This window comes from Deltaproteobacteria bacterium (genome assembly GCA_016219225.1).
GTDB lineage: Bacteria > Desulfobacterota > RBG-13-43-22 > RBG-13-43-22 > RBG-13-43-22 > RBG-13-43-22.
In genome coordinates this window covers 1-19271 of sequence record JACRBX010000296.1, presented here as the reverse complement: position 1 = coordinate 19271, position 19271 = coordinate 1, and the positions used below count along the sequence as shown (strand labels likewise).

20 protein-coding genes are annotated in these 19271 nt (G+C 50.2%); 11 read left to right on the top strand and 9 right to left on the bottom strand.

The genetic code is table 11. The features are described 5' to 3' along the window. Nucleotides 1–584 precede the first annotated feature (584 nt). Complete coding sequence (locus tag HY879_24230; protein MBI5606453.1) at nucleotides 585–905, bottom strand: nucleotidyltransferase domain-containing protein; 321 nt, start codon at nucleotides 903–905, stop codon at nucleotides 585–587. A gap of 115 nt (nucleotides 906–1020) precedes the next feature. Between HY879_24230 and HY879_24225 the strand changes: the two genes are divergently transcribed. Further along, entirely contained in the window at nucleotides 1021–1191 is a 171-nt protein-coding gene (locus HY879_24225; GenBank protein MBI5606452.1) for a type II toxin-antitoxin system PemK/MazF family toxin, read from the top strand. Here HY879_24225 and HY879_24220 read toward each other — a convergent pair. After that, nucleotides 1164–1379, bottom strand: coding sequence for a hypothetical protein (locus HY879_24220; GenBank protein MBI5606451.1), 216 nt, complete (start codon nucleotides 1377–1379; stop codon nucleotides 1164–1166). The two genes, HY879_24225 and HY879_24220, sit on opposite strands and share 28 nt — an antisense overlap. 30 nt (nucleotides 1380–1409) lie before the next feature. On the opposite strand from HY879_24220, the gene HY879_24215 reads away from it, so the two are divergent. The 9 genes from HY879_24215 to HY879_24175 all read left to right on the top strand — a co-directional run bounded on the left by HY879_24215 (nucleotide 1410) and on the right by HY879_24175 (nucleotide 12144). Further along, the gene (locus tag HY879_24215; GenBank protein MBI5606450.1) at nucleotides 1410–3353 is read left to right on the top strand and encodes a PAS domain-containing protein; all 1944 of its coding nucleotides are present in this window, start codon (nucleotides 1410–1412) and stop codon (nucleotides 3351–3353) included. Nucleotides 3354–3471: 118 nt separating this feature from the next. Next, the gene (locus HY879_24210; GenBank protein MBI5606449.1) at nucleotides 3472–3867 is read left to right on the top strand and encodes a response regulator transcription factor; all 396 of its coding nucleotides are present in this window, start codon (nucleotides 3472–3474) and stop codon (nucleotides 3865–3867) included. Nucleotides 3868–3921: 54 nt separating this feature from the next. After that, nucleotides 3922–4974 (top strand): NrtA/SsuA/CpmA family ABC transporter substrate-binding protein, encoded by a 1053-nt coding sequence (locus HY879_24205; GenBank protein MBI5606448.1) that lies wholly within the window; start codon nucleotides 3922–3924, stop codon nucleotides 4972–4974. Next, nucleotides 4971–6521, top strand: coding sequence for a HAMP domain-containing protein (locus HY879_24200; GenBank protein MBI5606447.1), 1551 nt, complete (start codon nucleotides 4971–4973; stop codon nucleotides 6519–6521). Before HY879_24205 ends, HY879_24200 begins: the two co-directional genes overlap by 4 nt. Nucleotides 6522–6762: 241 nt before the next feature. Beyond that, on the top strand, nucleotides 6763–6969 hold the full coding sequence (locus tag HY879_24195; protein MBI5606446.1) for a hypothetical protein: 207 nt from the start codon (nucleotides 6763–6765) through the stop codon (nucleotides 6967–6969). A gap of 145 nt (nucleotides 6970–7114) precedes the next feature. After that, nucleotides 7115–8251, top strand: a complete 1137-nt coding sequence (locus HY879_24190; protein ID MBI5606445.1) for an ATP-binding protein — start codon at nucleotides 7115–7117, stop codon at nucleotides 8249–8251. A 17-nt stretch (nucleotides 8252–8268) separates the two neighbouring features. Next, nucleotides 8269–9240, top strand: coding sequence for an ABC transporter substrate-binding protein (locus tag HY879_24185; GenBank protein ID MBI5606444.1), 972 nt, complete (start codon nucleotides 8269–8271; stop codon nucleotides 9238–9240). Beyond that, nucleotides 9230–11596, top strand: a complete 2367-nt coding sequence (locus HY879_24180; protein MBI5606443.1) for a PAS domain S-box protein — start codon at nucleotides 9230–9232, stop codon at nucleotides 11594–11596. The genes HY879_24185 and HY879_24180 overlap by 11 nt, the downstream gene beginning before the upstream one ends. A 164-nt stretch (nucleotides 11597–11760) precedes the next feature. Next, complete coding sequence (locus tag HY879_24175; protein MBI5606442.1) at nucleotides 11761–12144, top strand: response regulator transcription factor; 384 nt, start codon at nucleotides 11761–11763, stop codon at nucleotides 12142–12144. A gap of 53 nt (nucleotides 12145–12197) precedes the next feature. Here HY879_24175 and HY879_24170 read toward each other — a convergent pair whose 3' ends face one another. From HY879_24170 to HY879_24155, 4 genes are all read right to left on the bottom strand, one after another. Further along, complete coding sequence (locus HY879_24170) at nucleotides 12198–12725, bottom strand: DUF3795 domain-containing protein (protein MBI5606441.1); 528 nt, start codon at nucleotides 12723–12725, stop codon at nucleotides 12198–12200. A 144-nt stretch (nucleotides 12726–12869) separates the two neighbouring features. Further along, nucleotides 12870–13202 carry a DUF469 family protein gene (locus tag HY879_24165; GenBank protein ID MBI5606440.1) on the bottom strand — a complete coding sequence of 111 codons (333 nt, stop codon included), beginning with the start codon at nucleotides 13200–13202 and terminating at the stop codon, nucleotides 12870–12872. A gap of 22 nt (nucleotides 13203–13224) precedes the next feature. Beyond that, a complete protein-coding gene (locus tag HY879_24160; protein MBI5606439.1) occupies nucleotides 13225–13656 on the bottom strand; it encodes a type II toxin-antitoxin system VapC family toxin in 432 nt (143 codons plus the stop codon). Beyond that, nucleotides 13653–13943, bottom strand: coding sequence for a type II toxin-antitoxin system Phd/YefM family antitoxin (locus HY879_24155; GenBank protein MBI5606438.1), 291 nt, complete (start codon nucleotides 13941–13943; stop codon nucleotides 13653–13655). The genes HY879_24160 and HY879_24155 overlap by 4 nt, the downstream gene beginning before the upstream one ends. A gap of 513 nt (nucleotides 13944–14456) precedes the next feature. On the opposite strand from HY879_24155, the gene HY879_24150 reads away from it, so the two are divergent. Next, nucleotides 14457–16640 carry a glycosyltransferase family 39 protein gene (locus HY879_24150; GenBank protein MBI5606437.1) on the top strand — a complete coding sequence of 728 codons (2184 nt, stop codon included), beginning with the start codon at nucleotides 14457–14459 and terminating at the stop codon, nucleotides 16638–16640. A gap of 212 nt (nucleotides 16641–16852) precedes the next feature. Here HY879_24150 and HY879_24145 read toward each other — a convergent pair whose 3' ends face one another. From HY879_24145 to HY879_24135, 3 genes are all read right to left on the bottom strand, one after another. Further along, nucleotides 16853–17122, bottom strand: coding sequence for a DUF2277 domain-containing protein (locus HY879_24145; protein ID MBI5606436.1), 270 nt, complete (start codon nucleotides 17120–17122; stop codon nucleotides 16853–16855). A 76-nt stretch (nucleotides 17123–17198) separates the two neighbouring features. Further along, nucleotides 17199–18293, bottom strand: coding sequence for an agmatine deiminase family protein (locus tag HY879_24140; protein MBI5606435.1), 1095 nt, complete (start codon nucleotides 18291–18293; stop codon nucleotides 17199–17201). Beyond that, nucleotides 18293–19180: a carbon-nitrogen hydrolase gene (locus tag HY879_24135; protein ID MBI5606434.1), complete on the bottom strand. Its 888-nt coding sequence runs from the start codon at nucleotides 19178–19180 to the stop codon at nucleotides 18293–18295. Before HY879_24135 ends, HY879_24140 begins: the two co-directional genes overlap by 1 nt. Nucleotides 19181–19271: the final 91 nt, after the last annotated feature.

Genomic DNA, 19271 nt, shown 5'->3' with positions numbered 1-19271 from the left:
GAACATGGCTACATAATAATACTAAAATAATATATGTCAAGAAAAAAATGATATTTACATGCCTACAAAATTCATGCCAAAATTAATCCATTTTATTGATTTTTAATAACTTTTCAGCAAAAAGTAGAAGGAAAACCCGTCAGACGTTGTCCGCCGATTCATTCCGGAGAATTTGGGACAACAAGGAAGACGTTGTTTATGACGCGGTACAATAGAGGAGAGGTTATCCTTGTCCCTTTTCCTTTCAGTGATCATTGATGAATGCGTAAAAAGTCTCTGAAACCCGCATTACGTCATTCCGGCGAAAGCCGGAATCCAGTTTTTTAGCCGGTTTGAATTTCCTGGCCCCCCGGAACCTTGTGACAGCCCCCTCTCTGAGTAGTAATCCGGTCTGCATAATGCAGCGCTCATTAGGTTCGCTTTCAAGCCTTTTTTTCATTTTGTTCCCGTTTCCCCAAATAGTCTCCCAAGGCTCTTACAAAGCCGTCCGCTTTGGTTAAAGTTTCCTCTGCCTTTAAGAGGGTAAGCCGCTCCATAATCCGATAGTCGGCGGTAATCGATTAAGGTTTGGATCTCATCCTCTTTCATAATGGGACCCCTTCCAGTTGGACGGCTTGGACCAGAAGGGAGAGCCTTTCCGGCCCGGATTCCCATTCCTCCAGACTGAAGACCACCGGAACGATAACCAGTCCAAAGGGATATCCGGCCTCCCAGGCGGAATCACTGATAAATTCCCGATCTTCTTCGGAAGGTGATTTCTTTAAAATAACCACCACGTCGGCATCTGATTGGGGACCGGCATCACCCCTGGCCCTCGAACCAAATAATATTACCTGGGCGGTAGGGAATCTCTGAGAAATCCTCTCTCTAAAGTTTTTTAAAATCTCTTTTTCTTTTGGCTTCACTTTATTCCTCATAAATCTTCTTAAATTAAAGAGACTGTTATTTTTTGATTCTTTCATATTTTACCTCATTAGATCCCAAAAATCTATCCTTAGATTTGGTGCGCGTCCGATGTTTATGACGCGACACAATAGAGGAGATGTTATCCTTGTCCCTTTTCCTTTCAGTGATCAATCCGCCGCCAAGAAACGCCCCGTAATCATAATAAGTTCGGATCAAATGAACAAAGCCCTTTGGAAATCTTCCGGCAAGGCCGGGATTTACCCGGATGAAATTATTGTCTTGTAAGTACCCGAAATTTGCTCTATAGTTGCCATAGCCCATAGCCCATAGCCCATAGCCCATAGCCCATAGCCCATAGCCCATAGCCCATAGCCCATAGCCCATAGCCCATAGCCCATAGCCCATAGCCCATCAGAAGCCCTTTCCGGGCTGTCGATGGGGTCAGTTTGTAAAAAAATGTTGACTCTGGTCATTCGTTGACCGCTCTTATAGAGAGTAAAAAAGTGCCAAAAACGATCAGGGAGTTGTCACCGAAAACCATACTGGCCGGAACCTTGATCCTGTCGGCCTTGCCCCTGGCCGCCGTGGAATTGTTCCCCGGCTTCCTCAAGTTTGTGCTCGCCCCGGCCTCCTATCTTCTTTTTCACAATATCACCGAGTTTTTCAGTATCATGGTTTCTCTGTCCATGTTCGGCCTGGGCTGGTTTACCTATGAGCAGTCAAAGGACCGTCAGGCCCTCTTTTTAAGCACGGCCTTTCTGGGCATCGGCCTCATGGATTTCATGCATACCCTGGCCAACGCCGCTATGCCCCCCTTCATCACGCCCAATTCCTCCAACAAGTCAATCCAGTTCTGGATTGCCGTGAGGCTGTTCCAGGCCATCACCTTCCTGGTCAGCGCTTTTGTCTATACGGAGAAACCGGTCCGCTGGCTTTCAAAGAAGGTCTTGATAACCTCTGCCCTTCTCGTGTCTTTCCTGGTCTTCACCGGTATCATTTTTTTTCCGTCCCATATACCGGCCACCTTCGTTCCCGGGGTCGGACTGACGCCTTTCAAAAGGATTTCCGAGTACCTGATCATCGGCCTATTGTCTGCCGCGGCTGCCGCTTACTTTCGGCGAATAACCAGAACTGGAGACAGGCTGCTCCTTTTTTATCTGGCGGCCTTTGTCATCTGCATCTTCAGCGAACTGCCCCTGGCGCTCTATACCAGGGTTTTCGACACCTACAACGTACTGGGACACCTTTATAAAGTGGCCGCCTTCTTTCTGATTTATTACGGGATCTATAAGGCTTCGGTCAAGAACCCCTACATAAAACTCGCCGAGACCAGCCGGAGACTGCAAGCGGCCAACGAGGCGATTCAGGAAAGGACCCGGGAGCTTCAGGAAGCCCAACGCTTGGCCCAAAGTATCGTCGAGACGATATGGGAACCCCTGGTCGTTCTTGGTGCCGATCTGAGGGTTATCTACGCCAATTCGGCTTTCTATGCGAACATTAAGGTGATTACCCAAGAGACAGAGGGACGGTTCATTTACGATATCGACCATCGGCAGTGGGACATACCAAGGCTTCGGGCCCTGCTGGAGGTAATCGTTCCCACGAACACTTATTTCCAGGATTTCGAGGTGGACCACGAATTTCCTTCCATCGGGCCAAGGAATATGCTCCTGAACGCCCGCCGCATCTATCAGGAAGGACAGGGGACGCAGATGATCCTCCTGGCCATGCAGGATATCACGGAACACAAACGCGCGGACGAAGCCTTGAGGGAATCGGAAAGGCGGCTCCGGGATCTCTCTTCCCAGCTCCTCGTATCCCAGGAGAATGAGCGAAGAAAAATCGCCGGGGAGATCCACGACGGCCTGGGACAGGTGCTCTCTTCCGCCAAGTTCAAACTGGAAGATGGGATTAACCGGGCCATCGAGGGCCCCATCGATCAGGGAGCGGCTCCATTGAAGCTCAGCCTGTCCTTGCTTCAGGAGGCCATCGACGAAGCCCGAAGAATCCAGCTCGATCTTCGTCCGGCCATCCTCGATGATTTAGGCATCATCGCCACCCTTTCCTGGTTTTCGCGGAGATTCCAGACCACCTATCCTGAAATCCGGATCCAGCAGGAAACAGGCATCCGGGAAGAGGAAATTCCCGAATCCCTGAAGACCGTGATCTACCGGATCTCGCAGGAGGCTTTCAATAATATTGCCAAGTACAGCCAGGCCGATCTCGTCAACCTCTCTCTGCGGAAAGCAAACGGGGCCATCGAACTCACCATCCGGGACAACGGCCAAGGGTTTGACCCGCAGGAAGTCTCTTCCCCGGAAAAACCCAGGAAAGGTCTCGGCCTAACGTCCATGCAAGAGCGGGCTAACCTCTCAGGCGGGTCCTGCACGATTGAATCATCGAAAGGGGCGGGGACCACCATTCGCGCCTCGTGGCCCCTGGGGTAAAGTCAAATATTACAAGAACATAAGGAAGGCCGCCATGGTAAAAGAAGGCAACGAGAATTCCAAAGGGAAGTTTGAATAGGTCAGGCATCCTGCCTGACAACAGCGAAAAGGATAAACATTGGTCGGCTCGGGAGAACACAGTCACCTTAAGACCTTGATCGTAGAGGATAACGAGACCTTTCGCCGGTCACTCAAAGAGCGGCTTCAGGTGATCTTCCCCTCCATGCCCATCGAAGAGGCCACCGATGGGAGTGAAGCCCTCCGGAAGGTCGAGAGGTTCCATCCGAAATTAATCCTGATCGATCTCCAGTTGCCGGGAGAAAACGGTCTCAAGGTTACCGCCAGGATCAAAGCGAAGCATCCCGATGTTTCGATCATCATCGTCACCGGTCATGACCTTGAGGAATACCGAACGGCAGCCCTGCAACATGGGGCGCTTGACTTATTCACGAAGGATTCCATCAATTATGAAAAGCTGGAAACGGTGGTCAGATCCATCAAGTCGGCTGAATGAAAGGTCAGGAACGTGTCTGACCAAAGAGGAATTTATCGAAAGGATCGCCAGGCCATGAAAAACGAAGGAAACCAGAATCCTAAAGGGAAGAGACTTTCACTCCTGATTGCGGCGATTGTTGTCATCGGGGCTTTGATCACCGCAGGATACTTTGGGCTATTTCAAATCCATTCCCCAAAACCTACCGAAAAATTGACGATTGCCGACGGAGGCTCAATGCATTCGGCTCCCCTCTATGTAGCCTTCGAGAAGGGCTTCTTCAAAGATGAAGGGTTGGATGTGAACGTCGAACCTTTTCTTACCGGCAAAATAGCACTCGATGCGGTCCTGGGAGGAAAAGCCCATATCGCTACGGCCGCAGAAACACCAATCATGTTCGAATTCAGCAAAGGCAAGAGAATCTTGAATATCGGAACCATTTCGGATTCACTCTGGATTAATATGGTCATTGGAAAAAAAGACCGGGGGATCGAGACTCCCAAAGATCTGGAGGGGAAAAGAATCGCCGTCTCAAAAGGCACATCCGGAGAATTTTTTCTGGATGCCATGCTGATTTTTCACAAAATCCCCAGAGAAAAGGTCACCATCATCGGAATGGCACTTGATAAAATGAAGGAATCTCTCGTGAAGGGGAATGTGGATGCGGTATCCACCTGGACCCCATATGCGGATAACATAGCGGAAGAGCTTAGACAGCAGGTCGTTTCTTTCTCCGGGCAAGGAATATACAAATTGACTTGGAATTTGGTGGGCATGCAAGAATTCATTCGCAAGAATCCGGCAACGGTCATAAAAATCCTTCGAGCCTGCCTGAAATCGGAAGCTTTCATCAGAGAGTATCCGGAGGAATCGCGACGTATCCTGGCAGGCCGTCTTAACATGGAAGATGGCCCCAAATTAATACAATATTGGAATCGTTACAATTTCGGCCTCTCACTCTCTACAAACCTCTTACTCAACCTCGAAGATCAAGCCCGGTGGGAGATAAGAAATAAAATGATCGACAGGACAACGGTCCCGAACTTCCTCGATTCATTTTATTTTGACGGACTCAAGGCAGTCAAACCCGAAGCGGTAACCATTGTCCATAAAGAGGAAAAGCCATGAAAATCCGCTCAAAGATAAGGATATTGACGTCCATTCCCTTAGTCTTATTTCTGGGCGTTTTTTTGGTCCTGTATTGGACGGCGCAGGAAGTCATAAAAACAAGAGAATTAGAGAGATTCTCAGACAACATTGTTAGAGCCGTGTTTGATTTGAATCTGACAGCCGATCAGTATTTTTCCGATAAAGAGGAACGCCCGAGAGTCCAGTTCCAAGTCATTCATGATTCCATGAAGAGAAGAATTTCAGAGGCCCAACGGGAAGTCGGAGAAGAAAGAAGCATTCTAAAGAGGATAGGCGAGAATCATGACATCATCGGCTCGCTTTTCCCTTTGTTGGTCTCTCTTGAGAAGGAAATCGAGACTGGAAAAGCAAGCGCTGTCTCCATGGCGCAGCATGACAGGATCAGGAGTCAGCTTTTGGCCAGATTGAGAGACGCGGTTTCATCAGCGGTTGAATTATCTTCGATTTATGAAAAAAGAACTAACAAAGTTCAGACAAGAATCATTTACTTTATTGTTTTTAGCCTTTCCTTTTTCGGCCTGGCCATGGTTTTGTTTTTGTATTGGACCGGGAAGAGTATTTCAGGGCCGATCCAAGAGCTGCAAGAGGGAACCAAGGCAATCTCCAATGGTAATTTGAATCATCGGATTCCCGTCAGGGGCCATGATGAGATCGGGCAACTTTCCAGGGCCTTCAACGAGATGTCTGAAAAATTGGGGCTGACCTTAAGAAATCTTGAAGACGAGATTACCGAGCGCAAGTTGGCCGAGAAAAAAATAAAAAAGGCCAATGATGATCTGGAGATGCGTGTTCAGGAACGGACCTCCGAGCTGTCGGAAGTGGCCGAAAAGCTCCGGATAGAAAATACCCAGCGCCGCAGCCTGGAAGAAACCCTTCGGGAATCGGAAAGCCAGGTCCGGTTTTTCGCCTCCCAGTATCTGAAGGCTCAGGAGGAGGAAAGAAGGCGGATTGCCGGGGAGCTTCATGACAGCATTGCCGCTTCCCTGAGCGGCTTGAAGTACAGAATCGAGAAAATAGCGGAGGAGATGAAACAGGGGGTTGGGGACCCTGATTCTTTGCAGGACATTGCCCCGAAGATAATGGAGATCAACAGTGAGGTCCGCCGGATCATGGCCGATTTGCGTCCGGCCATCCTGGATGACCTGGGGATCGTGCCCGCTATGAACTGGTTCTGCCGGGAATATCAAAAGACCTATTCGCATATCTCCCTGGAAAACCAGATCGGGATAGCGGAAGAGGAGGTGCCCGAATCCCTGAAGACACCGATCTTCCGTATCTCCCAGGAGGCCATGAACAACATCGCCAAATACAGTAAGGCATCTCTGGTAAATCTTTCCCTTCTGAAAGAAGACGATAAAATAAATTTGACTATACAGGATAACGGTCAAGGGTTTGACTTGAAGACGGTCAGAAAAGGAATGGGCCTTTCAACTATGAGAGAACGGGCCCAACTTTCAGGGGGTTCTTTTGGCCTGGAATCGGCCGTGGGGCAAGGGACGGTTGTTCGGGCGGTGTGGAACATCTGATTGATTATTAATGATTGTCGATTGATGATTGAAAGACAAACCGAAGGTCCCTTTATCCGTCATTCCGGCATGCTTTTAGCCGGAATCCAGGAATATAACATTCCCACGCTGGAGCGTGGGAACGATGAAAAACCCGTATCGTTAGCACCAACCTTAACTCTTGAATGAAAGTAAATATTTTGATATTCTAACATTATGGGAATCATGAATCCCGTGGATTATATTCGGGAGGTTAACAAAAATGAAGGCGCAACAATTTGACGATGCCGAAATTAAATTCAAGGGTATAGAAGCATTGAATAAGGCCCTGGGTCCGTCTGCCGCATTGAGATTTCTCACTACGTTTCATCGCGAACCAACCGATTACGTAGAGATTTCTCGTCGTCTCTATGAAGGCCAAACCATTGATGAAATATTTAACAGGGCCAGGGCCAATTGGAAAGAATAACCTCCCGTCATTACCTATAACAACGGCCGGTTCCCCGGTTCCCATCGTTCCCACGCTCCGGCGTGGGAACGATTATATTTTTTCTTGCTTTATTTACCATTATGGTCTTACCATTATGGTAAATAAATAATATTTGGAGGGATGGGTGGAAAATCCTTTTTACCTGCAGGAAATCCCCGTGGATGCTCCATTCTGCAACCGCCTGGAAGAAATGCAGGAATTGGAATCTTACTCCAGGGCGAAGGCCAATGTTCTGATCTATTCACCCCGCCGCTATGGCAAGACCTCCCTGGTCAAGAGAGTCCAAAAGAATCTGGCCGATCGGGGGACGGTTACGCTTTTTTCGGATTTTTTTGGAGTGGCCTCGATAAATGAGGTGGCCGCCAATCTGACCAAAGCCGTTTTCTCGGTCACCTACAGCCAAAAATCGCTCTGGGAGAAGGCCCTTCGGGCAATCCGGTCCTTTCGTCCCGTTCTAAAGCCTGATCCGGAAGGGGGAGTTTCTCTGAGTGTCGAACCGGCCTCTGCGGGTAAAAACGGCTTGCCTCTTTTGGAAGAGACGCTGGAGTCGTTGGGGGAATTTATCCGCTCGAGTCCGAAACCGATTCACGTCGCCCTGGATGAATTTCAGGAAATCGTTACCCTGAAAGAAGCCATAAAGGTTGAAGCCCTCCTGCGCTCCCATATCCAAAAGCACCGGGCATCCTATTTCTTTATCGGCAGCCGACGGCGTCTACTCCTGGGCATCTTTAATGAACGCCAGCGTCCTTTCTTCCAGAGTGCCATTAATTATCCTTTAAAGAAATTCCCAGCCGCTGAGTTGATCGATTTTATATCAACCCAATTCGCCAGGTCCAAGAGAAAGATCTCCCGGGAATCAGCCCAACAAATGGCTGTCACTGTTGATTTTCATCCTTATTACACCCAGAAGCTGGCCTTTTTTGTTTATGAAATCTCAGGGACGGTCAATCCGGAATCCATAAGGACCGGTTTAGAAAAACTGCTTTGGTCGGAAAAGCCGGTATTTGAAGCCATTATTCAGGGATTGCCCTCCCAGCAGCGACTTCTCTTATACGCCCTGGCCAAGGAGCCGACATTAAAAATGCTGTCGAGCCGCTATCTCCAAAAATATAACCTGGGGTCTGTCGGAGGAATCCAGCATTCGTCAAGAAAGCTGGAGGCCATGGACTTGATCGAGAAAAATGAAGAAACCGGCTTTTGGGGCCTGGTCGACCCGGTTTTTATCTTGTGGCTGAGAAGGCAATCAGAGGAGAAATTATGAGACGGAAGAGGAGATTTTTGATCGCTATCGGCCTTGCTGTTGCCGGGGTGCTGCTGTTTCTCGGGGGATCAGCGTCGCCAGCCTTTGCGAAGCCCTTGCGGGTCGCTGTTTCCCTGGACATTAAGCCTGCCCTCATCCGCCTGGCGGATACACAGGGTTTTTTTAAGAACCAGGGCGTTGATGTCGTTATAAAAGAGTACGACTCGGGTGCACTGGCGGTCAACGATCTCATAGCCGACAGGGCCGACATCGCCACGGCTGCGGATTTCGTCTTCGTTTTGCAGAGTTCCATACGCACGGACCTGAGGATGCCAGCCACCGTTTGCATGACATCAGACAACGACCTGGTCGTGAGAAAAGACCGGAACATTACGAAGCCGCAAGACCTGAAAGGGAAGCGGGTCGCCATCACCCGCGGCACTTCGGCCGAATTCTTTTTCTATAACTATCTCATATTCAACAGAATCCCGGCCGGAAGCGTCCACCTTGTCAACCTCACTCCTTCAGAAATGGTTACGGCGATGGCCGATGGGACAATAGACGCGGCCCTCTGCTGGCCGCCCTACACCTTACAGATGGAGAAACAACTCGGCACCAATGGCGCCCGCTGGCCCGCTCAGAGCGGACAGGACTACTATTTCGCTCTCTTCGCCAAGGGAGGCTTCCTAAAGAAAGAGTCAAAAACGATGGAGCGGTTTCTCGCCGCCCTTGCCGATGCGGAAAAATTTGTCGCGCGAAATCCGGAGCGCGCCCGGGCTATTCTCAGCAAAAAGTTGAAGATCCCTATGGACTTATTATCCCTGCAATGGTCCCACTTCCGTTTTCAACTCCAATTGACCCAGGACCTGCTCGTCCTCATGGAGCGGGAGGCCAAGTGGGCGATCCGCAACAAGCTGGTGGAAAAAAAAGAGATGCCCAATTATCTCGACTTTTATTACTTTGACGCACTTGAAAAGGTGAAACCGGAGGGGGTGAGCATTGTTCACTGAAACTATTTCCCTTCGTTCCCTTGGCCGGAGGTCGATCAAAGCGAAGCTCCGATTGAGCGCGGTGATCACGATTGGACTCGCCATGGTCGTTGCGCTGACGGTCTCTTTGCAGTACAGGGATGTCGGACAGGCCACGAGAACCGAACGGTTTGCTCATCAGGTGATCAAGGACCTTTCCGACCTCGATTCCCTGGGCTACGCTTACTTATTGTTCAAAGACAACCGTCCCAAAGTGCAGTGGCATCTCAAGCATACATCCATCGGGAAACTCCTGTCGGAGGATGTAACGACAACTCCCGCTGAACAGGCCGTCATCGACAGTCTGCGTTCAAACCACAAACAGATGAAGGACCTCTTTAATGTCATCGTCAAGAACACCGAGGAGGGGCGGGCAGGGACGCAGAACGCCTTCTCGCCTTATGACGAGCTTAACGAGGGGCTCACCGCCCAGATCCTCTCACGCTCGGAAATGATGATGCACGACGCTTCTTTGCTCGGTCGCGAAACCGGGCAAGGCATGGACACCGCCCGGCAGCGATCTTTTTTCCTGGTCCTGGCTTCCGCCTTTTTACTGATCGTATCAGCCGTCTTGACCGCTTTCTTTTTGGCCAAGAGCATAGGGGGTTCGATTCTCCGGCTGGAACAAGGGACTCAGCGGATTGCCGACGGCGATCTCCGCTATCGGGTCGATGTCGAGGGAGACGACGAGATAAGCCGGCTGGCCGCTGCTTTTAATGATATGACCGCCAAGCTTCAGACTTCCCACCTCAGCCTGGAACTGGAGATCGGCGAGCGCAAGCAGGCGGAAGAGGCCCTCAAAGATCTGAATCAAACCCTGGAACAGCGCATTATTGAGCGCACTGCGGAACTGGCAACAAGCGAGCAGCGCTGGGCCACCACCCTGGCCAGCATCGGCGATGCGGTAATCGCCACCGATCTGGCCGGCCGGATCACCTTCATTAATCCCATTGCCCAGGCATTGACCGGCTGGCCACACACAGAGGCCGTGGGACAGCCGATTCAAAACATCTTCCGAATCATCAATGAAAAAACCCTGGAGCCGGAAAAGGACATGGTCCAACAAGTGCTTCAGGAAGGGGCGGTCATCGCCCTGTCCAATAGTACGGCCCTGATAACCCGGGAGGGGAAAGCCGTTCCTATCGAGGACAGCGCCGCATCCATCAAGGACAAAGAAGGCAAGGTCACCGGTGTGGTCCTGGTCTTTCACGATGTGAGCGAGAAACGACGCGCACAGGAGGCCCTGTGGGAGAGCGATCTGAGATACTCGGTCCTTTTCAACAAGGCCCCCTTCGCCGCCGCTCTAACGAGGATGCCGGAAGGCCATTTGACCGACATCAACGAAGCCTTCCTGAAGTTGTTCGAGTATACACGAGATGAACTGATCGGGAAAACCAGTGTGGAGATAGGGATCTCGGATTTGGATTCGCAGAAACAAATTGCTGCGGAGTTGAAGGACCATGGGTCGGTCCGAAACTTCGAATGCACCCGTTTTACCAAGTCCAGCGCACAGCGGGTTCTTTCGCTCAACCTGGATTGGGTGGGCACCGGCGGGAAGAAGCAACTCCTGACGACGATCCACGACATCACCGAGCGCAAGCAGGCGGAAGAGGCCCTGAAACAGCGGACAGTGGATCTTCAACAGTTGACCGACACGCTGGAAGCGCGGGTGAAGGAAAGGACCGTGGAACTGGCCGATCTTACAGCCCGTCTTGTTTCCGCCCAGGAAAACGAGCGGGAACGAATTTCCTATGAGCTCCACGATAAGGTCTGGCAAAATCTGGTGGCCATCCGCTTTACTATTGAAAATCTATTTTCCGCTCGGGAAGATTGGGAGGCATTAAGAAGAAAAGCGAGGCAAGTCACGGCCGACATGCTGGATACGGTAGGGAAGATCCGTTCCATGCAGGGAGATCTATGGCCCTATGTGCTCGACGATATCGGGCTGGTGGCCACCCTGGACTGGTATTGCCGGGAATTTGAAAAGAACCATCCGGACTTAGCCATTAAGATAACCAACGGCATCGCCGAGACCGATATTCCCCCGGAGGCCAAGATCGTCATCTATCGGATCCTACAGGAGGCCCTTAACAATATAGCCAAACACAGCCGGGCTGATAGGGTTACCATCCGCCTGTCAACCAGGGACCACGGAGTAGTTTTTTCCATCGAAGATAACGGCGTCGGCTTCGATCCGAAAGAGGCCATCGGTCAAAAAGCTCCCTGGGTAGGATTAGGTCTTTTGAGCATCAAGGCCCGGACCGAACTCTCCGGCGGAGTCTTTGCTCTCGAATCGGCTAAGGGTAAAGGAACAACGGTTAGGGCAAGGTGGAGTTAAATAGGTCAGGCATCTTGCCTGACAATATGTCAAAATCAACATAGGTCAGCCGAGACGGCTGACCTATTATTGGGAGAAGGATTGCCCTTTAAAGGAACGGCAATTCACGCATCCTGGTTATTTCACGAAACCGGTTAATCACAGACGTCGATTGGAGAAAGAATATGTTAAGGGTACTACTGGTTGAAGACAATCATATCTTTCGGGAAGCATTCAAGCAAAATCTTTGTGACCGTTTCCCAACCATGGTCATCGAAGAGGCAATAAACGGCGAGGAAGCCTGGCAAAAAATCAATGGGACCCGCCCGCAACTCATCTTCATGGATATCCGTTTGCCGGGAATGAACGGGTTTCAGTTAACTCAAAAAATAAAGAAGGACTTCCCGGATATCCATATTGCTATTCTGACCGGTTATGATTTACCAGAATACAGACAAGCCGCTATTCAATATGGGGCCGATGGTTTTTTGGTCAAAGAGTCGTTAAATTGGGAGGAGGTTGAGGGGATCATAAAATCGATTCCGGGTGGGGAACTATCTCATAAGTGACTTTTTTTTAGGTCCAGAGAGTCCGCTTCCGAATCGACCCCACCAGACCTCCGTCATTTCGATTTGGAACGATAGGCTTCAATAACCGGTCGATGCCGTTCAACATAACGACAGCTCGGTTCCGCTCCGCAGGCTCGACAGGCATTATCATAGGCGGAATTGATGGTCCGGCAGTTGGGGCAGGAAAAATGCTCAACCATTTCGTCAAACCACTCCGAATAACCGACTTCGGCAATCCGTTTCTGGGATTCCCAGAGTTCGATTCTATGGGGACGTTCCGCTTGAAATTTTTTTAATTCTTCACAGGGATATTCCGTACATTCTCCACAAAACGCAAGGCCTTTTTTTGTCGCGCAGGACACCATTTGACAAAGGTTTTCGCAGTAATAACTTCTTTTCCCCGAGCGACACCCTTCGCATTTCCAGTCTTCTGCCGGTTGTCCAAAACGTCCGGCAATCGCTTCAAGTCTTTGAGGCTCTTCGGTGCTGCCGATAAATATCGTGCAAGCCGGGCAAAACAACCCGCACACGGCGCTCAGACTTTTTTTGTCCTGAAAATCATTTTGATGGCTCATGGGCATTCTCCCTGCCGATTTCGGATTTTAGATTTCGGATTTCAGAATTTAAAAGATACGCTCCTTCGACATCCATTATTTGATATTCGGTTTTACAAGGTTCGTGATGCCCGCTGCAAACAGGCATGAGGGTTTAGTTCGAAAACTTTCCTATTCCCCAATATCTTTGAAATCTCCGTGCCAAACGTCAAACTCTTCACTCAACTTCCAGCTCTGAACGTCGGGACGAGCCTCAAGCCAGGCCGTGATTTTCTTAAGCCTTGCCTCGGGATCTCCCGAGCGGCGGCCAAGTTCAACCACTACGTCGAGCCGGTCATTACTGCCGCCCCCTCCGCAATAGCACCCAGCCGCCTCAATAGCCTCCACAATAAAGTCGTCAAGAAACTTATCGAATCCTTCCTCCCGATTTCGGGTGACGATGAGTTGCCTTCCCCATTCAGTGAATTCACTATAATGTTTTTTCTTGCGGAGTCGCTTCTTCATCTTTTCACCTTTCAGAACGATTTTAGAATTTTTCAGGAAAAAGGGTAAATCCTTCCTTGTGGGCCGCGGACCGCAAATTATGATCAAGGCAAACGATTCCCTGGTCCTTTGGGGATTCTTCCGCCCATATTAAGGCGGCGGATAGTTGAAAGGCATCTGCCGTTCTCAGGGGATGAACCCTGATAAGTCTCTCCGCCCGTTGTCGAAGACGTTCACCCGGCTGTACCTCAGACCACTCAGCGGATAAAACGTTAAGAACAGACGTGGCTTTGATGGCCTCTTCCGGAGAAAGCACCCCCTCCCGCCGTCTCCTGGCCAAGGCCGACTGGCATTCAACTCGTGTCGCCCACCAAACCACCATATCTTCATCGGCTTTAATCAGGCGGGTTATCGTCTCAGATAAAGGTTCTTTGAGGCAGAGAGGAATGACGGCTGAAGAATCCCAGAATTTCACCGTCCTTCCTCCCGCTCTTTCAGGAGTGCCGAAAGAATAAGTCCTTTGGGATCCTCCGGCTTGGGCATGGTCCAAAAATCCCTTGGAAGTTTTCCCGAGCCCAGTTTAATTAAGCCTTGCTTTTCTATTTTGGCCAGTGATTCTCTTAGATTTTTTTGGCGGGAAAGGGGGACGAGACGGGCCACTGGTTTTCCATGTTCAGTGATCAAGATCTCGGAACCTGCTTTTACCTGGTCCAAATATTCGCTTAAATGGGCCTTTAATTTGGAGACCGCCGTTGTTTTCATCTTTCCCTCATCATCAAAATTTATAGACTATAGTAGTCATAATGAATTGACCTGTCAATACTATTTTTTTTTCTTATCATTCCACCCATTGGGGAAGGGCCGCCCATCCGGAGTCATTGTCCGAGTTCTGAAAAGAGACTGGCTGTTTTGTAGTATAGGTTAAAATAGACTCATGCGTTATCGGACTCCCTATATCATTGAGGATCTGCGGTCCAAAATGGTTTTTGTCAGCGGTCCAAGACAGGTAGGAAAAACCACGCTGGCTAAAGGAATTCTAAAAGCCCATTTTCCATCCTTTACTTTCAAATAAAATAATAGGCAACAAATTTAGCCCGCCTCAACAAAGAGGTCTTCACACCCCTTCTCCTTTTAAGATCCCAATATTAAATATTTATTTATTTCCTTAACTAAGGTATATTTTTCAGCGTCAAAGTTTTCAAAAATACGATTGTAATATTTTTCTATCGAATAAATATATTTTTAATAGCAGTTCAGGAATCCTTAAGAGAACCAATGATAACGCGCTTTCTAACGGATAAAGAACGAATCCTGTTAAACCCGGACTTACCTTCTTTCTGGCGACGATATTGGGAATGGATCGCCTTGGCGCTGATTCTCCTGCTCGGGGCGGTTCTCCGGCTGTGGCGACTCGACCAAAACGGATATGGGACTGAATATTATGCCGCCGGCGTCCGCAGCATGATGGATAGCTGGCACAATTTTCTCTATATGTCTTTTGATTCGGCCGGGTTTGTTTCCATTGATAAGCCTCCCCTCGCTTTATGGGCTCAGGTAGTCAGCGCCAAGCTGTTTGGGTTCCACGGACTCAGTCTGCTCCTGCCCCAGGTTCTGGAAGGGGTGGCTGCCATAGGGCTTGTGTATTATCTGGTCCGTCGCCACTTCGGGTCAGCGGCCGGACTGCTGGCTGGGCTCTTCTTGGCCCTCACACCCGTCTGTGTGGCCATAGACCGCTCCAACAATACCGATAGCTGCCTCATTCTGGTCCTCATTCTGGCTGCCTGGGGAATGACACGGGCGGCCGAAGAAGGCCGCCGGACCTTTCTGTTTCTATCCATGGCCCTGATCGGCATCGGATTCAATGTCAAGATGATGGCCGCCTTCGTGGTATTGCCGATCTTTGTCGTGGTCTATCTTTTAGGCGCCCCGATAAAACTAAAACGCCGGATCGTGGACCTGACGATAAGCGGCTTCATCCTGGCCTTGGTTTCCCTGTCCTGGACTCTTTTCTATGACCTGACCCCTCCGGATAAACGCCCCTATGTTGGTAGCACCAGGGGAAATTCGATGATTGAACTTACGATGGGCCATAATGCCATGGGGCGGTTCATCCGCCCGGACAGGCAGGCACGACCGTCCAAAATGGATTCGACGAGCAACCCATCCGCAACGGCCGGGGATCAGGACAATATCGATTCCGGATCTTCGATAGCCTCCAGGGATAACGAGAGATGGTCAAAAATATTTGTCCGCGTTCCGGTGGGACCATTAAGGCTGACCGATCGGCACCTGGCCGGTCAGATGGGCTGGTTGTTACCCCTGGCCATTATCGGATGGTTTGTTGCGGCCTTCCAAACTCGTTTTCAATCTCCGCTTCCCCCCGGACAATTGTCTCTGATCCTCTGGGCCGGATGGGCACTTACCTACGGAATCGTTTACAGTCTTGCCGGGGGCATATTCCATTTTTACTACCTGGCCACCTTGGGGCCTCCCTTAGCGGCTCTGGCCGGTATCGGGGTAGTGGGTTTGTGGGATTGGTACCTTAAGAATGAATGGGGCTCTATTTTACTTCCGGTGACTCTGTTGCTTACAGCGGCCTGGCAGGTTTATATTCAATGGCCTTTCCTGGGTTGGAATTTCGACGCCTCTGGTCAAATCCTGACGAACCTTTTCCCTGCTGGGGAGGATCAGTCGGGTGACTGGCTCACCTGGCTCTCCCTCATTCTCTTAGGAGGGACATTGGTTTCAACAGGTGGACTGTTGATTCCATTGCTCCGAAATCCTTTGAGACCGGGGGCTCCCAGCCTAACCGGTCTCCTGCTCGGCTTGGGACTCCTGGCCCTGCTGATGACTCCCGCGGCCTGGTCCCTGAGCAGTGTGTTGGCCAGGGACGTGATCATGCTCCCTTCAGCCGATCTGAACCGTCTGGTTGCAGTGAAAAGTCCTTCCGATAGCCGTTCGCAAGACAGGGCGGAAAGAATCGGCCGATTCAGGAAACTGGTGACCTTTCTTAAATCCCATCACCGGGGGGAACGTTTTTTGCTGGCCTCTTCGAGTTCACGGCTGGCCGCACCGATTATAGTCCGGACCGGCGAAGCGGTGATGGCCATGGGCGGCTTTATGGGTAGGGACCCTATCCTAACGCCGGATAAGCTGGCGCAAAGGGTTAAAGACAAACAATTGCGTTTTGTGATGTTGGGTGATTTTTCGATTGCCGGTCGACGGATGGGGGCTGAAGCAGCGGGAAAACCCATTGCCGACTGGGTCCGTGAAAACGGCAAACCCGTTGACCCGTCCCTATGGCGGTCGATTAACCCGATGGGTGAAACGGGTGCCCCCAACCCAATGGCCCTTGCGCAAGATCCGAAGGCCCTCCGTCCATCAATCAGCCGGGCGAGTCCTTTAGAACTTTATGACCTCAGACCTGAGGCCGATTTGGCCCCGGCCTCTTCAAGATGATAATCAGTTTAATTAGGACGCGGATTTTCGCCGATACCCGCAGGTTCAAGAAAGAAGCTCAAAGCGGAAATCTGAAACCTGCATCTTGCAACTTGAAACTTTTTTTCAATTAAATCCTGGCAATCTGCGTCGATCTGCGTCCAAAAAGGAATTTCCTATACCATCGAATTATTCAACCCTTAGTTCCCACGGTGAGGGACTTCCCCGCACCGTTATGGGCCGAACCGGCGAACCGCACGGCCCCGGGCCTTGGCGGCTTCGACCTCACGCTTCCTGGGGGAAGCGGTAGTCACCAACCTGCCGATCAGGCTGGTGGACGTCCGGGCGATTTCTTCGACCGCCTGATTGAAGGCCTTTTCGTTCGCAGCCGACGGTTTAACAAATCCGCTGATCTTCCTCACGAACTGCAGAGCCGCTGCCCGGATCTCGTCGTCCGTCGCGGGCGGCTCGAAGTGGTAAAGGGCCCTGATATTCCTACACACGCCACGCACCTCGCATCATAGTCTCCCCCCATTTTAATATTTTTTACTTGCTCCCGTGTTGAGCGAGTCGGGCCGGTTATATTCTCGGCTGCTGTTGGGTCAAACAATGAATAGTTCCCAAACCCCAAACCAAATCGGTTGCATTGATCCCGACCACCCCTTTACCCGGAAACAGCTCGGATAAAATACCTAACGCTGTTCTATCCCGTGGATCATTAAAGGTGGGCACCAAAACCACGCCATTTCCAATATAAAAATTGGCATAACTGGCCGGTAAACGCCGGCCGTCAAAATAAAGGGGCTCCGGCATCGGCAGAGGAATTATTTCAATTTTGGCTCCGTCTTGCAGCCGCAGGCCCTGAAGCCTCTCCCGGTTTTCTTTTAATGGGAGGTAGTTATCGTCTTTCGGATTATCTTCCTGGCACAGGACAACGGTATAATGGTTTACAAAACGGCAAAAATCATCCACGTGACCATGGGTATCATCTCCGGATAGGCCTCTACCTAACCAGAGTACATTGGAAATACCAAGATAGGCCTCAAATATTTTTTCTAAGGTCTTTCGGTCCAGATCAGGATTCCGGGCCTGACAATCGAAATCCAACAGACATTCTTCGGTTGTCAACAGAGATCCCCGACCGTTATGATCGATGGCACCCCCTTCTAAAACAATTTCCTTCTCATGGAATAAAGCAGGCAAAATTTTATAGCCTAAGGTGTTACCAATCCTTACCGGTATGGCATTATCGTTTTGCCAATCCTTATATTTTGCCCAGGCATTAAAATGAAATCGCATGATTGCTATTTCAGAAGGGCCCCCAATGGTTTTTAAAAAAATCGGGCCGTAATCTCTGATCCAGATGCGGTCCGTAGGAAAGTGGAAAAATTCGACACAGGACCAATCAACGCCGACTCTTTTCAACAATTTTCGGACCTTGTTTTCTCCTTCGACGGACTCAACAATGATCCTGACTTTTTCAAATGGAATGAGTTTGCGAATAATCTCCCCATAAACCCAGGGGATGGGGGCAAACTTTCCCGGCCAATCGGATTTATTATGGGGCCAGGCGATCCAGGTCGCCTCGTGCGGTTCCCATTCGGCGGGCCAACGAAAGCCCGATTCCTGCGGTTTGGAGGTTATGGATAACGTATCTCCCTTTTCCCTTTTCATCATTTATCCCCGGCATAAAGCTGATTTAATTCCGAATAGACCTCAACGCGTCTATCTCGAAGAAAAGGCCAGTTTCTGCGGACCCTTTCGATTTCCTCCCAATCGATTTCTCCGATAATTATTTCCTCATTCGAGGTGGACCCCTCGGCGATAATATTCCCGAAGGGATCGGCTATAAAAGAAGACCCCCAGAATTGGATTTCGGAACCGCCATCCGCCGCCTTTTCTATGCCGGTACGGTTAACCGAAGCGACAAAAATACCGTTTGCTATGGCGTGGGCTTTTTGAATAGTCCTCCAGGCCTCCCGTTGCTTAAGGCGTATCGCCTCTTTTTCGTTAGCATGCCACCCGATCGCCGTGGGATAAAAAATAACAGCCGTGCCTTTCAGGGCAAGGATTCGCGCAGCTTCCGGGAACCATTGATCCCAGCAGGTTAATGTGGCCATGCGTATTGTTCCGGTATCGAAGACCGGGAATCCCAGGTCTCCCGGCGCAAAGTAATATTTTTCATAATAGCCGGGATCATCGGGGATGTGCATCTTCCTGTAGAGGCCCGTAATCTCCCCCCGAGGATCAATAATAACCGTTGAATTATGATAGAGGCCCAAAGTGCGACGCTCAAAAATCGGTGCCAGGACGAATACCTTCGCCCTTTTCGCTGCCTTGCATAATGCCAATGAAATGGGTCCGGGTATGGATTCCGCCAGATCAAAACAGCTTATATCCTCTGTTTGGCAAAAATACCGCCATGGAAAAAGCTCCGGCAGACAAACCATCGAGGCACCGAGTCTTGATGACTCCTGGATTTTATCTAAAGCCTTCATCAGGTTAGCCTTGGAATCGGCAGACATGGCCATCTGAATCAAGGCGATTTTTTGATTTTTCATTACCCCATCCCTCCAAAGTTTTCTTCCTGCACCACGCCCACCAGATCATAGGGATGGGCTTCGATGATTTTAACTTTTATGATCTCACCCG